At 63.0% G+C, this 13,717-nt stretch carries 10 protein-coding genes; 6 read left to right on the top strand and 4 right to left on the bottom strand.

Going from position 1 to position 13,717, the window contains the following annotated elements:
• Nucleotides 1-47 precede the first annotated feature (47 nt).
• The 4 genes from FXV83_RS31425 to FXV83_RS31410 all read right to left on the bottom strand — a co-directional run bounded on the left by FXV83_RS31425 (nucleotide 48) and on the right by FXV83_RS31410 (nucleotide 5,770).
• Nucleotides 48-1,583 carry a SpoVR family protein gene (locus tag FXV83_RS31425; RefSeq protein ID WP_148743464.1) on the bottom strand — a complete coding sequence of 512 codons (1,536 nt, stop codon included), beginning with the start codon at nucleotides 1,581-1,583 and terminating at the stop codon, nucleotides 48-50.
• Nucleotides 1,580-2,857: a YeaH/YhbH family protein gene (locus FXV83_RS31420; protein ID WP_187436299.1), complete on the bottom strand. Its 1,278-nt coding sequence runs from the start codon at nucleotides 2,855-2,857 to the stop codon at nucleotides 1,580-1,582. The genes FXV83_RS31425 and FXV83_RS31420 overlap by 4 nt, the downstream gene beginning before the upstream one ends.
• Nucleotides 2,858-2,876: 19 nt before the next feature.
• A complete protein-coding gene (locus tag FXV83_RS31415; RefSeq protein WP_148743462.1) occupies nucleotides 2,877-4,820 on the bottom strand; it encodes a PrkA family serine protein kinase in 1,944 nt (647 codons plus the stop codon).
• Between the two features lie 341 nt (nucleotides 4,821-5,161).
• Nucleotides 5,162-5,770, bottom strand: coding sequence for an STM3941 family protein (locus FXV83_RS31410; RefSeq protein WP_148743461.1), 609 nt, complete (start codon nucleotides 5,768-5,770; stop codon nucleotides 5,162-5,164).
• A 303-nt stretch (nucleotides 5,771-6,073) separates the two neighbouring features.
• Between FXV83_RS31410 and FXV83_RS31405 the strand changes: the two genes are divergently transcribed.
• Genes FXV83_RS31405 through FXV83_RS31380 form a run of 6 tightly spaced genes read left to right on the top strand, consistent with a single transcriptional unit; the run spans nucleotide 6,074 to nucleotide 13,597 of the window.
• Entirely contained in the window at nucleotides 6,074-8,923 is a 2,850-nt protein-coding gene (locus tag FXV83_RS31405) for a bifunctional transaldolase/phosoglucose isomerase (RefSeq protein ID WP_148743460.1), read from the top strand.
• 13 nt (nucleotides 8,924-8,936) lie between these two features.
• Entirely contained in the window at nucleotides 8,937-9,932 is a 996-nt protein-coding gene (gnd, locus tag FXV83_RS31400; RefSeq protein WP_148743459.1) for a phosphogluconate dehydrogenase (NAD(+)-dependent, decarboxylating), read from the top strand.
• A gap of 36 nt (nucleotides 9,933-9,968) precedes the next feature.
• On the top strand, nucleotides 9,969-11,480 hold the full coding sequence (gene zwf / locus FXV83_RS31395) for a glucose-6-phosphate dehydrogenase (protein ID WP_148743458.1): 1,512 nt from the start codon (nucleotides 9,969-9,971) through the stop codon (nucleotides 11,478-11,480).
• A complete protein-coding gene (pgl, locus tag FXV83_RS31390; protein WP_187436298.1) occupies nucleotides 11,480-12,229 on the top strand; it encodes a 6-phosphogluconolactonase in 750 nt (249 codons plus the stop codon). The genes zwf and pgl overlap by 1 nt, the downstream gene beginning before the upstream one ends.
• Nucleotides 12,216-12,788: a gluconokinase gene (locus FXV83_RS31385; protein WP_148743456.1), complete on the top strand. Its 573-nt coding sequence runs from the start codon at nucleotides 12,216-12,218 to the stop codon at nucleotides 12,786-12,788. Before pgl ends, FXV83_RS31385 begins: the two co-directional genes overlap by 14 nt.
• A complete protein-coding gene (locus FXV83_RS31380) occupies nucleotides 12,785-13,597 on the top strand; it encodes an HAD family hydrolase (protein WP_148743455.1) in 813 nt (270 codons plus the stop codon). Before FXV83_RS31385 ends, FXV83_RS31380 begins: the two co-directional genes overlap by 4 nt.
• Nucleotides 13,598-13,717 lie beyond the last annotated feature (120 nt).

Raw genomic sequence — 13,717 nt, 5'->3', positions numbered from 1 at the left:
CGGCTTGCGCCGATTCAATCAAGGCTCATCCTGCTTAACCGGCGGCGTCAGGCCGCCGCTGTGATTGGGCGCGGACTCACGACATATTCCCGCAAGACCTTGTCGTTGGCGTCGACCTCGATCAGCGCGACGTCATAGGTCCAGAGATCGGCGAGATGCTGCAGCACCCGCTTGGCGTCGGTCTCGTTGAGCTGCGAGCCCTTGATGACGCGATGATGCACGATCAGCCGGCGGTCGCCGGACAGATCGACGTCGACCACTTCGATATTGGCATCGATGTAGCCGACATCATGCTGCCGCGCGAGCTCGCGTCGCACGCGGCGGAAACCACGCTCGTCGTGAATGGCATCGACCCGGATGCCGGCGCGCTCCTCGGGATCGTCGTGCAGATGGAACATGCGGAAGTGCCGCATCAGCTTGGGGCTCAGGTACTGGGCGATAAAACTCTCATCGCGGTAGTTGGCCCAGACGTCGCGCAGCACGCCCATCACATCGTTCTTTCCGGCGATGTCCGGGAACCATTCGCGGTCCTCGTCCTCAGGACGGGTAACGATGCGCTCGATGTCCTGCATCATGGAAAAGCCGAGCGCATAGGGATTGAAGCCCGAGAAGCGCCGATCGTCGAATTCGGGCTGGAACACCACATTGGTGTGGGATTGCAGGAATTCGAGGAAGTTGCCGTCGGTGAGCCGACCCTGCTCGTGCAGCTTGGTCATGATGCGGTAGTGGACGTAGGTCGCCGTCCCCTCGTTCATCACCTTGGTCTGGCTCTGCGGATAGAAATATTGCGCGATGTGGCGGACGATCCGCAAAAGCTCGCGCTGCCAGGGCGCCAGCCGCGGCGCACTCTTCTCCAGAAAATAAAGCAGATTCTCCTGCGGCAGGCCCAGCAGCTTGCGGCGGCGCTCGACGCTGATCGCGGAGCGGCTCTTGCTCTTTCCTGCCGGCACGGTGCGCCAGAGGTCGTTGAAGACTTCCTCTTCATGCTGGCGGCGGCGCCCTGCCCGCTTCTCCTCGGCGCGCAAATCCAGCTTCTTCTTGCCGGGGTAGCGGTCGATGCCATGCGACATCAGCGCATGCGCGGCATCCAGCGTGCGTTCGACCTCGACGCGGCCGTGGCGCGCCTCGCAACTCATCACATACTTCTTGGCGAAATCGAGATAGTCCAGAATGCCGTCGGCGTCGGTCCACTGCTTGAACAGATAGTTGTTCTTGAAGAAGTGGTTGTGACCGAACGCGGCGTGCGCGATCACGAGGGTCTGCATCGTCGCCGTGTTCTCCTCCATCAGGTAGGAGATGCAGGGCGAGGAGTTGATCACGATCTCATAAGCGAGGCCCATCAGGCCCTTGCGGTAGGACGCCTCATGATAGGCGAAGTGCTTGCCGAACGACCAGTGCTTGTAGAACAGGGGCATGCCGACGGACGAGTAGGCATCCAGCATCTGCTCGGCGGTGATGACCTCGATCTGGTTCGGATAGACGTCGAGCCCGAGATCTTTCAACGCCACCGCCTCGCAGGCATCGCTAATGCGCTGCAAGGTGTGGAAATCCCAATCCGCGCCTTCGAACAAGCGTTCCGTCATGGAGCGGCCTTCTCCTGAGTAGTTTCGCGGCGCTGGAACAGGTCGTGGAACACCGGAAAAATCTCGCTGCGTTCGCTGACCTTGCGCATCGAGAGCGGTGCGCCGGTGCTACGCAGGCGCTCGTAAAGGGTCCAGAGCGAGGAGTCCGAGAGATCGAAAGCGCTGCCCCCGGATTCGCCGACCTCGAGATAGGCGAAGAACTGGCAAACCGGGAGGATCTTGTCGGTCAGCAGCATGCCGGCGAGCTCGCCGTCGGAATAGGAGTTGTCGCCGTCGGAGGCCTGGGCCGCGTAGATGTTCCAGTCCGCCGGATTGAAGCGCTCGCGCACGATCTCGTGCATCGCCTGGAGCGCGCTGGAGACCAGCGTGCCGCCGGACGCCGGGCCGTAGAAGAAAGTCTGCTCGTCGACCTCCTCGGCGCGGTCGGTGTGGCGGATGAAGACGATCTCGACATGCTTGTAGCGCCGCTTCAGGAAGACGTAGAGCAGCATGTAGAAGCGCTTGGCGAGATCCTTCATGTGTTCGGACATCGAGCCGGAGACGTCCATCAGGCAGAACATCACCGCCTGTGCGACCGGCTTGGGCACCGTCTCGAAGCGGCGATAGCGGATGTCGAGCGGATCGATGAAGGGAATGCGCTTGGATTTCGCCTTGAGCTTCTCGAGCTCGGCGACGAGTTCCGCGCGCTCATTCTCGTCGGTGCATGCGGCGATCGCGGCTTCCAGCTCCTCGATCTCTTCCTTGCGGGGCCGCTTGAGCGCGATGCGGCGCGCGAGCGCGAGCCGCACCGTCCGGCTGACCGAGATGTTGGCTGGCGAGCCGGACGTGGTGTAACCGGCGCGCTGGATGCCCTCGCTCTCGGTCTGCGCGATCTTGCGCTTGGCGAGATCCGGAAGCTCGAGATCGTCGAGGAAGAGATCGACGAATTCGTCGCGGCTCAGCACGAAACGGAAGGCGTCTTCGCTGTCGCCTTCGCCCGGACCGGATTCCTTGGCGCTGCCCTGGCCGGATCGAGGGAGATAGTCGCCCTCGATGAACTTCTTGTTCCCGGGCAGCACCATGTCGCGCGTGCCGCCTTCGCGGCGGAAGCGCGGCTCGTGCATGCCGTCGAGCGGAATCGTGACCTCGCCACCCTCCAGGACATCCTTGATGTCGCGTTCCTGCGAGGTCTTCTTGACGGCGCCCTGCACCAGGGATTTGGCCCGACGCAAGAACCGCTGGCGGTTCTCAAGACTCTTGCCGCCTGGATTCAGGCGCCTGTCAATAATGTGAATGGCCACGTTCCCATCCGCCTCAACCGGCTTGCTTCACGCGCATGTACCACTCGACGAGCCGGCGAACCTGACGCTCGGTGTAGCCGCGCTCCACCATGCGTGCGACGAACTCGCCGTGCTTCTTCTCCGTCTCGCCGTCCTTCTTGGACCCGAACGAGATGACCGGAAGCAGGTCCTCGACCTGGGAGAATATCCGCTTTTCGATCACATCGCGAATCTTCTCGTAGGAGGTCCAGGTCGGATTCTTGCCGGCATTCTGCGCCCTGGCCCTCAACGAGAACTTGACGACCTCGTTGCGGAAATCCTTTGGGTTGGCGATGCCGGCCGGCTTCTCGATCTTGGTCAGCTCCTGGTTCAACAATTCGCGATCGAGCAATTGTCCGGTGTCGGGATCCTTGAAGTCCTGATCCTCGATCCAGGCATCGGCGTAATCGACGTAACGGTCGAACAGATTCTGGCCGTAATCCGAGTAGGATTCGAGATAAGCCTTCTGGATCTCGTTGCCGATGAACTCGGCATAACGCGGTGCGAGTTCCGCCTTGATGAATTCCAGGTAACGCTTTTCGATTTCCTCAGGAAGCTGCTCGCGGCGGATAGACTGTTCCAGCGCATACATCAGGTGCACGGCGTCGGCGGCAACCTCCTGCGGATCGTGGTTGAAGGTCGCGGCCAGGATTTTGAAGGCAAAGCGCGTGGAGACGCCATCCATGCCTTCGTCGACGCCGGCGGCATCCCGGTATTCCTGGACGCTACGCGCTTTGGGATCGGATTCCTTCAGGCTTTCGCCATCGTAAACCCGCATTTTGGCAAACAGCGTGGAATTCTCGTGCTTGCGCAGCCGCGACATCACCGAGAATCGTGCCATCGTTTCCAGCGTCGCCGGCGCGCACGGCGCAGACGCAAGCTCGGAGCCCTGGATCAGCTTTTCGTAAATCTTCTGCTCTTCGGTGTAGCGCAGGACATAGGGCACCTTGATCACGCAGATGCGGTCGATGAAGGCCTCGTTGTTCTTGTTCGACTTGAAGCTCGACCACTCGGCCTCGTTGGAATGTGCGAGGATGATGCCGGTAAACGGAATCGCGCCGATATTCTCGGTGCCGATGTAGTTGCCTTCCTGCGTAGCGGTCAGCAGCGGGTGCAGCATCTTGATCGGCGCCTTGAACATCTCGACGAATTCGAGGATGCCCTGGTTGGCGCGGTTGAGGCCGCCGGAATAGCTGTAGGCATCGGGGTCGTTCTGGGCGTAAGTCTCGAGCTTGCGGATGTCGACCTTGCCGACCAGCGAGGAGATGTCCTGATTGTTCTCGTCACCGGGCTCGGTCTTGGCGATCGCGATCTGGCGCAGCCGCGACGGCTGGATCTTGGCGACGCGGAACTGCGAGATGTCGCCGCCGAAGGCCTCGAGGCGCTTGTAGCACCACGGGCTCATCAACCCGGTGAGACGCCGGCGTGGAATGCCGTACTTTTCCTCCAGCATCGGGCCGAGCTGATCGGGATCGAACAGGCTCAGCGGGCTCTCGAACACGGGCGAGACTTCGTCGCCGGCCTTCAGCACGTAGATCGGATGCACTTCCATCAGCGACTTCAGCCGTTCGGCGAGCGAGGATTTGCCGCCGCCGACCGGGCCGAGCAAATAGAGGATCTGCTTGCGCTCCTCGAGGCCTTGCGCGGCATGACGGAAGAAACCAACGATGCGCTCGATGGTCTCTTCCATGCCGTAGAAACCGGCAAAGGCCGGATAGGTGCGGATCGTGCGGTTCAAAAAAATACGGCCAAGGCGTGGGTCCTTGGCCGTGTCGATCGTCTGGGGTTCACCGATCGCGGCTAGCAATCGTTCGGCCGCATTTGCATATTTCATGGGATCGCTTCGACACGATTCCAGATATTCCGCCATCGACATGTCGTGCTGGCTTCTCGCCTCGAACGACCGAGCGAAAGCGTTGAATAGAGAATCGTTGTACATGATCCCTCTCCGCGTGAGTTCCGCTACACAACTGAACTAAAGCAGCGACCGGACCGTTCCTTAGCGCCACTCTCGAATCAGCGTGAGCACATGACGGACATTCGACACCCGAGGACCTTCACCACGCAACGCACAACGTAGGCATCGGGTGAGTTACGAACAGGCAGCTGCCTGTTATTTATGCGAATCTATACTTGTATCCGCTAATTTCCAGCAAATGTCGCCTCACCGCAACATCCGGGCATTACCGGGGATAGGCCCATCCGGCACTGCAGCATAACCGCCGGCTGGCGGCGGCTTTATGACGTTCGTGCGGCCAAGCTTTGCGTGCCATGATCGCGCTATCGCCGCAATGCGGTGCGTGAATCGCTGCCAGCATGACAGTCGCGGCAGGCGCGCAGCAAGGTACCGAAATCAATCGTCAGACCCTCGGGCCGGATGACGACGCGATCGGCGGTCGCAGTGCGCGAGGTGGCGTGGATGCAGGCGAGCTGACGCTGGAAGGCCGGCGTCAGCGTCAGCACGATGACCTTGTGTCCGCGGCATTCTTCAGCCGAAACGTCCTCAATCGACTCCCAAAGCAGAAATTCATTGCCGATGCGGAGATCGCGGATGCCGTAGGTGGTGACGATCACCACCGGCCCCCGTTCGGACGGCAGCATCCAGATCAGCCGGCAGGTGACCAGGCCGAACACCATGATGCCGGTATAGCCGATCGTCGTGCCATAGTTGCCGATGACATCCCACCAGCCAAAGGCGAGGCTCGCACTGATCAGCATCATCGCAAATCCCGCCGCGACCAGCAGCCGCAGGCGCGTCGCGCATTGACCGATTTCAAGATCGTGGGATGCGTCGATACACACGGCCGGGCCGGCCGATTGCGCCCCGTCGGGAACGGCGAGTGCCAGACCCTCAGTTTCAGCGTGCATGCTCTCCCCCAGCATGGCCATTTGCGACCGAGCCAACGATGCATCAGGCGGATTGGAAGCCCCCTGACGGCACTCTGCGCTGCGACAAGCAGACGTGGCAGGCTGACGCTACGCAACGCGCCCCGGTCGAACCGTCCCGGCCGGAGAATTTTACGCAACACCGCTACTGCCGCCTGGATCGTCACGATCGCGACGGAGTTACACCGAGAGCAAAACCCCTGTACCCTTGATAGGTTCCCTCAGATGCGCATGTAAGCTAGAGGATAGCGCGTCAGGACCGGCGCGGAAACCCCTCGCCCGCAGGCTTGGAGATAAATAAACAGCATGAATCCCGTCAAAGAACTGGAAAAGCACGGACAAGCCGTCTGGCTGGACTTCCTCGCCCGTGGCTTCATCGCCAAGGGCGATTTGAAACGGCTGATCGAGACTGACGGCGTCAAGGGCGTCACCTCAAATCCCTCGATCTTCGAGAAGGCGATCGGCAGCTCGGACGAATACGACGCCTCGATCGGCAAGGCGCTCAAGCGGGGCGACCGGACCGTGGCCGACCTGTTCGAGGCCGTCGCGGTCGAGGACATCCAGAATGCCGCCGACGTGCTCCGCCCGGTCTATGCCCGCCTCAAGGGCCAGGACGGCTTCGTCAGCCTGGAGGTCTCGCCTTATCTCGCACTGGACACCGCGGGCACGGTCGCCGAGGCGAAGCGGCTCTGGAAGGACGTCAATCGCAGGAACTTGATGGTCAAGGTCCCGGCGACGCCCGAGGGCCTGCCGGCGATCGAACAACTCATCGGCGAAGGCATCAGCATCAACATCACGCTGCTGTTCTCCAAAGCGGTCTATCTCGAGGTCGCCGAGGCCTACCTCGCCGGTCTGGAGAAATATGTCGCGGGCGGCGGCGATCCTTCGCATGTCGCGAGCGTGGCGAGCTTCTTCGTCAGCCGCATCGACTCGATGGTCGACAAGCAGCTCGACGAGAAGATCGCCCGTGCCAACGACCCATCCGAAAAGGAGCGGCTCGCCGCGCTGAAAGGCAAGGTCGCGATCGCCAACGCCAAGGTCGCCTACCAGGACTACAGGCGGCTGTTTGCAGGTCCCCGCTGGGACAAGCTTGCAGCCAGGGGCGCCAAGCCGCAGCGCATGCTGTGGGCGTCGACCGGAACCAAGAACAAGGACTACAGCGACGTCCTCTATGTCGAGGAACTGATCGGCCCCGACACCATCAACACCATGCCGCCGGCGACGCTGGACGCGTTCCGCGACCACGGCAAGACGCGCGACAGTCTCGAAGAGAATGTCGAGGACGCCCGCCGCGTGCTGGAGGAGCTGGAGCGCTCCGGCATCTCGCTCGACGCCATCACCGCCGAGCTGGTGAAGGACGGCGTCAAGCAGTTTGCCGACGCCGCTGATAAGCTGTATGGCGCAGTCGCCCACAAGCGCGCCACCGTGCTTGGGCCCGCGATCGATCGCCAGCTGCTCTCCCTCGGTGACGGGCTCGGCAAGGCCGTGGCGAAGAGCACCGAGGACTGGCGGGCGTCAGCGAAAATCCGCAGGCTGTGGCAGCGCGACAAGTCGGTCTGGACCGGCGCGGACGAGGACAAATGGCTCGGCTGGCTGGACAGCGCCGCAAAGGCCGACGTCGCCGACTATGAGGACTACGCGAATCGCGTCAAGGGTCAGAAATTTTCCGACGCCGTCGTGCTCGGCATGGGCGGATCGAGCCTAGGGCCGGAAGTACTGGCGGAGACCTTCGCGCGGAAGTCCGGCTTCCCGAAGCTGCACGTGCTAGATTCCACCGATCCGGCGCAGGTGCGGGCGATGGAAGCCCGGATCGACATTGCCAACACCGTGTTCATCGTCTCCAGCAAGTCCGGCGGCACCGCCGAGCCGAACGCGATGAAGGATTATTTCCATGAGCGTGTCGCGCAGGCGGTCGGGCCGTCGGTCAAGACCGGCCATCGCTTCATCGCGGTGACCGATCCCGGCTCGTCGCTGGAGAAGGCGGCCAAGAAACTGAACTATGCGCGGATATTCCATGGCGATCCCTCGATTGGCGGTCGCTATTCGGTTCTCTCGCCGTTCGGCCTCGTGCCGGCGGCAACCGCGGGCATCGACGTCAAGACCCTGGTCAAGCATGCGCTCTCGATGGCCCGCTCCTGCGGACCGGACGTGCCGCCGCAAGAAAACCCCGGCGTGCAGCTCGGGCTTGCCATGGGTCTCGCCGGGCTCGAAGGCCGCGACAAGGTGACGATCCTGACGTCGAAGAAGATCGCCGATTTCGGCGCCTGGGCCGAGCAGCTCATCGCCGAATCGACCGGCAAGGAAGGCAAGGGCCTGATCCCGATTGCCGACGAGCCGCTCGGCGAGCCCTCACTTTACGGCAACGATCGGTTCTTCATCGACATCCGCACCGAAGGCGAGGCGGACGCCCCACACGACTCAAAGCTTGCCGCGATCGAAGCGGCCGGCCATCCCGTCGTGCGCATCGTCATGAAGTCGATCGATCATCTCGGGCAGGAATTCTTCCGGTTCGAGATGGCAACCGCGGTGGCAGGCAGCATCCTCGGCATCAACCCGTTCGATCAGCCCGACGTGGAAGCGGCCAAGATCAAGACCCGCGAGCTCACCGCCGCGTTCGAGAAGACCGGCGCGCTGCCGGCGGAACAGCCGGTGGTCAGCACCGCGGAGGCCGATCTCTACACCGACGAGGCCAACGCCACAGCGCTGCGTGCCGCAGGGGCCAACGGCGATCTCACCTCATGGTTGAAGGCGCATCTCGCCCGCTCCAGTCACGGCGACTATGTCGCCCTGCTCGGCTACATCGCGCGCGACAAGGCCACCATCGATGCGCTCCAGACGATGCGGCTCGAAGTGCGCGAGAAGCACCACGTCGCGACCTGCGCCGAGTTCGGGCCGCGCTTCCTGCACTCCACCGGGCAGGCCTACAAGGGCGGCCCCGACAGTGGCGTATTCCTCCAGATCACCGCCGATGATGCCAAGGACCTGGGCGTGCCGGGCCAGAAGGCCAGCTTTGGCGTCATCAAGGCGGCACAGGCGCGCGGCGATTTCGATGTGCTCACCGAGCGCGGCCGACGTGCGCTCCGCGTGCACTTGAAGGGCGGGCTCAAGAAAGGTCTCGCGGCACTCAACGCCGCCCTCACGGACGCGCTGAACTAAGGGAATAATTCAAATGCAACTCGGCATGATCGGCCTCGGCCGGATGGGCGGCAACATCGTGCGCCGGCTGATGCGTCACGGCCATTCGACCGTGGTCTATGACAAGGACGCCAAGGCCGTCGCCGGCCTTGTCGGAGACGGCGCGCAGGGCTCGGCGACGCTCGAAGAATTCGTCGCCAAGCTGGAACGACCGCGTACCGCATGGGTGATGCTGCCTGCCGGCCGCATCACCGAAGCGACGATCGACACGCTTGCGAACGTGATGGGGGCCGACGACGTCATCATCGACGGCGGCAACACCTTCTGGCAAGATGACGTTCGCCGCGGCAAGGCGCTGAGGGAGCGCGGCATCCATTATGTCGACGTCGGGACCTCCGGCGGCGTCTGGGGACTGGACCGCGGCTATTGCATGATGATCGGCGGCGAGAAGGTCGTGGTCGACCGGCTCGATCCGATTTTCGCCGCGCTCGCGCCCGGCGCCGGCGACATTGCGCGAACGCCGGGACGCGACGGCCGCGATCCCCGCATCGAGCAGGGCTACATCCATGCCGGCCCGGTCGGTGCCGGTCACTTCGTCAAGATGATCCACAACGGCATCGAATACGGCCTGATGCAGGCCTATGCGGAAGGTTTCGATATTCTCAAGAACGCCAGCATCGAGGCGTTGCCGGCGGATCATCGCTACGATTTCGATCTTGCAGATATCGCCGAGGTGTGGCGGCGCGGCAGCGTGATCCCGTCCTGGCTGCTCGATTTGACCTCGACAGCGCTCGCCGACAGCCCGGCGCTGTCCGAATATTCCGGTTTCGTCGAGGATTCCGGCGAAGGACGCTGGACCGTGAATGCGGCGATCGACGAGGCTGTGCCGGCCGAAGTCCTGACCGCGGCCCTCTACGCACGTTTCCGTTCCCGCCAGGAACACACCTTCGCCGAAAAAATTCTTTCCGCGATGCGCGCGGGTTTCGGCGGCCACAAGGAGCCGAAGCAGCCGGACGCTGCGAAGTCCTAGCAAGAAGAGCAAGTAACAAGCGAAGGCCGATCATTCGTGACAAAAGACCCGCAAGCAAAGCGCAAGCCGGAAAATTGCGCCTTCGTCATCTTTGGTGTCACTGGTGATCTCACCCACCGCCTCGTGATGCCGTCACTCTACAATCTCGCCGCCGAGCACCTGCTACCGGAAAAGTTCTGCGTCGTCGGCGTGGCCCGCAAGGGCCAGTCGGATGACGAGCTGCGCGATAGCCTGATGCAGGGCTTGCGCGAGTTCGCGACGAGACCGGTTGACGACGACGTCGCCCAGAAGCTGCTGCAATGCGTGACGTTCGTCGAGGCCGATCCGAAGGACCCGCCGTCGTTCGACCGCTTGCACGAGCATCTGGACTCGCTGGAATGCGCGCAGGACACCGGTGGCAACCGGCTGTTTTACCTCGCAACTCCGCCGGCCGCATTCGCACCGACCGCGCGCGAGCTCGGCCGCACCGGCATGATGAAGGAGAACGGCGCCTGGCGGCGGCTCGTGATCGAAAAGCCGTTCGGCACCGATCTCGCCTCGGCCCGCGCCTTGAACGCCGAACTGCTGAAGATCATGGAGGAGCACCAGATCTACCGGATCGATCACTATCTCGGCAAGGAGACGGTGCAGAACATCCTGGTGCTGCGCTTTGCCAATGGCATGTTCGAGCCGATCTGGAATCGCAACCATATCGACCACATCCAGATCACGGTGGAGGAGAAGCTCGGCGTCGGTCATCGCGGCGGCTTCTACGATGCCACCGGTGCGCTGCGCGACATGGTGCCGAACCATCTGTTCCAGCTGATGTCGCTGGTGGCGATGGAGCCACCGAGCCGCTTCGATGCCCATTCCGTGCGTTCCGAGAAGGCCGAGGTTCTCACCGCGATCCAGCAGCCGAGCGAGGAGGAAGCGCTGAGGAATTCAGTCCGCGCGCAATATCTCGCCGGCCGCATCGGCGACGACGAGATTCCGGACTATCGCAATACCCAGGATGTCAAACCCGGCAGCAGCACGGAGACCTATGTCGCGCTGAAGCTGATGATCGACAATTGGCGCTGGGCCGGCGTGCCCTTCTATTTGCGCACGGGCAAGGCATTGGCGCACAAGCGCACGGAAGTTGCGATCAAGTTCAAGCAGGCACCGCTATCGATGTTTTCGGGCACGGCCGTCGACCGTCTGTCGCAGAACTTCCTGACCATCGGCATTGCGCCGACCGAGACCATCGAGCTTCAGTTCAATGCCAAGATTCCGGGACCGAGCGTCATGATCGATGGCGTCGAAATGAAGTTCCGCTACGGCGACTATTTCCGGGCCGATCCCAGCACCGGCTACGAGACGCTGATTTATGACTGCATGATCGGCGACAACATCCTGTTCCAGCGCGCCGATGGCGTCGAGGCCGGGTGGCAGGCAGTGCAACCGTTCCTGGATGCCTGGAAGAAGGCGGGCGTCAACGGTATCGAGACCTATCCCGCCGGCAGCGAGGGACCGGCTTGTGCCGATGAATTGCTCCGGCGTGACGGGCGAAGCTGGCGGAAGTTTTCGTGATGGCAGCCGCCGGCCTGCCCAAGCTGATCGTCGAGACCGACGCCGAGGCGCTCGCCCGCGCAGCGGCCGAACGGGTGATGGCGCGGATCGCGGCCAATCCCGGGCGTATCGCGATCTGCCTCACCGGTGGCTCCAGCCCGAAGAGGCTTTATCAATTACTCGGCGGCGATTCCTGGCGCGACAAAATTCCCTGGGAACGCGTGCACTGGTTCATTGGGGACGAGCGGTTCGTGCCCGAAGGCGATCCTCTCAACAACATGGCTGTCGCGCGCGAAGCCTTCCTCGATCGCAGCGCGCCGTCCGGCCATATTCACCCGATCCCGACCACCGCGGAAAATCCCGACCGCAGCGCCGAGGCCTATGCGCGCGAGCTGCAGTCCTTCTACGGCGAGGAGCGGCTGGATCCGTCGCGGCCTCTATTCGATCTCGTGCTGATGGGCGCAGGCCCGGACGGCCACACCGCTTCGCTGTTTCCCGGCTATCCTGCCCTCGAAGAGACGCAGCGCTGGGTCGTCGGCGTGCCCAAGGCCAACGTCGCGCCCTTCGTGCCGCGAGTCTCGCTCACCCTGCCCGCGCTGGCGTCCTGCCGCGAAATGCTGTTCGAGATTGCCGGGCACGACAAGCAGCCGATCTTGACGCGCCTCTTCAATGGCGAGAACCTGCCGGCGTTGCGCGCGCGCTCGAATGGTGAAACCGTCTGGCTGGTCGACCAGGCCGCGCTTCCGGAGGGAATTCGTGGCGGGCGTTGAAGCACCTTGTGCATTGATCGTGATGGGCGTGTCGGGTTCGGGCAAGAGCACGATCGCCAAAGCGCTGGGCGAGCGGCTCGGCTGGCGGTTCGAGGACGGCGACAGCTTTCACCCCGCCAGCAACGTCGAGAAGATGAGGGCCGGCCACCCGCTCACCGACGAGGATCGCTGGCCGTGGCTCAACGCCATCGCCGACGAGATCGCACGGGTCTGCGGACGCGGCGAGCACGTCATCATTGCCTGCTCGGCTCTGAAGCACAGCTATCGTGACGTGCTCTTGCGTGGACGGAGTGACGTCCGCTTCGTCTTCCTGAAGGGCAGCAAGGAGCTGATCGCCGATCGGCTCGCGCGCCGCAAGGGCCATTTCATGCCGCCCGAGCTCTTGACCAGCCAGTTCAATACGCTGGAGCCGCCGGAAGCGGGCGAGCACGTGATCAGCGTCTCGATCGACGAGACCGTCGAGGCGATCGTGGACGGCGTCGTGCGGCAGTTGAAATTGGGCGGCGACAAGCCCAGGGCCGTGACATCCAAGGCCATGAAACCCAAGGTTCTGCCATGACGCAAATCTCACTCGTGGTTTCCGATGTCGATGGCACGCTGCTGACCAAGGACAAGATGCTGACCGACCGCGCCAAGGCGGCGGTGCAGCGGCTGCACAAGGCCGGCATCGGCTTCACCATCACGTCGAGCCGCCCCGCGATCGGCATGCGCTTCCTGATCGAGCCGCTCGCGATCTGGCTGCCGGTCGGCCCGTTCAACGGCTCCTCGATCGTCGATCCCGAGATGAACGCGGTCGAGCAGCACCTCATCCCCGCAAGCGCGACCGAGCGAAGCTTGCAGATCCTCCGGGAATTCGGCGCCGACATCTGGCTCTTCACCACCGACAAATGGCTGATCGACAATCCAGACGGCAGCTACGTCGCCCACGAGCAGCGCACGATCCGGTCCGATCCGACCGTCATAGCCGATTTTTCGCCGTACCTCACCAGCGCCTGCAAGATCGTCGGCGCCAGCGCCGATGCAGCCGGGCTGGAGCGTTGCGAGAAGGTGATGCAGGAGGCGCTCGGCAGCGAGGCGACCGCGGTGCGCTCGCAGACCTATTATCTCGACATCACCCCGCCCGGCTTCAACAAGGGCACTTTCGTCGAGGCTATGGCCAAGCGCCTCGGAATTGCGACCGACGCGGTCGCCACCATCGGCGACATGCAGAATGATCTCGCAATGTTCCGCGTCAGCGGCGTCTCGATCGCCATGGGCAATGCCGCCGGCAACGTCAAGGAGCAGGCGACCCACGTCACCGCCACCAACGAGCAGGATGGCTTCGCCGAGGCGATCGAGATGATCTTGAAGCGGAATGGGGTGGAGTGAGCGGGCCGCAGGTTCGTTCAACCTCTCCCGCTTGCGGGAGAGGTCGGCGCGAAGCGCCGGGTGAGGGCTCTCTCCTCATTGGGAGTCTCGATTGAGGAAGCACCCCCACCCCAGCCCTCC

Source organism: Bradyrhizobium hipponense, assembly GCF_008123965.1.
Taxonomy (GTDB): domain Bacteria; phylum Pseudomonadota; class Alphaproteobacteria; order Rhizobiales; family Xanthobacteraceae; genus Bradyrhizobium; species Bradyrhizobium hipponense.
This window is presented reverse-complemented; position numbering and strand designations above follow the sequence as displayed.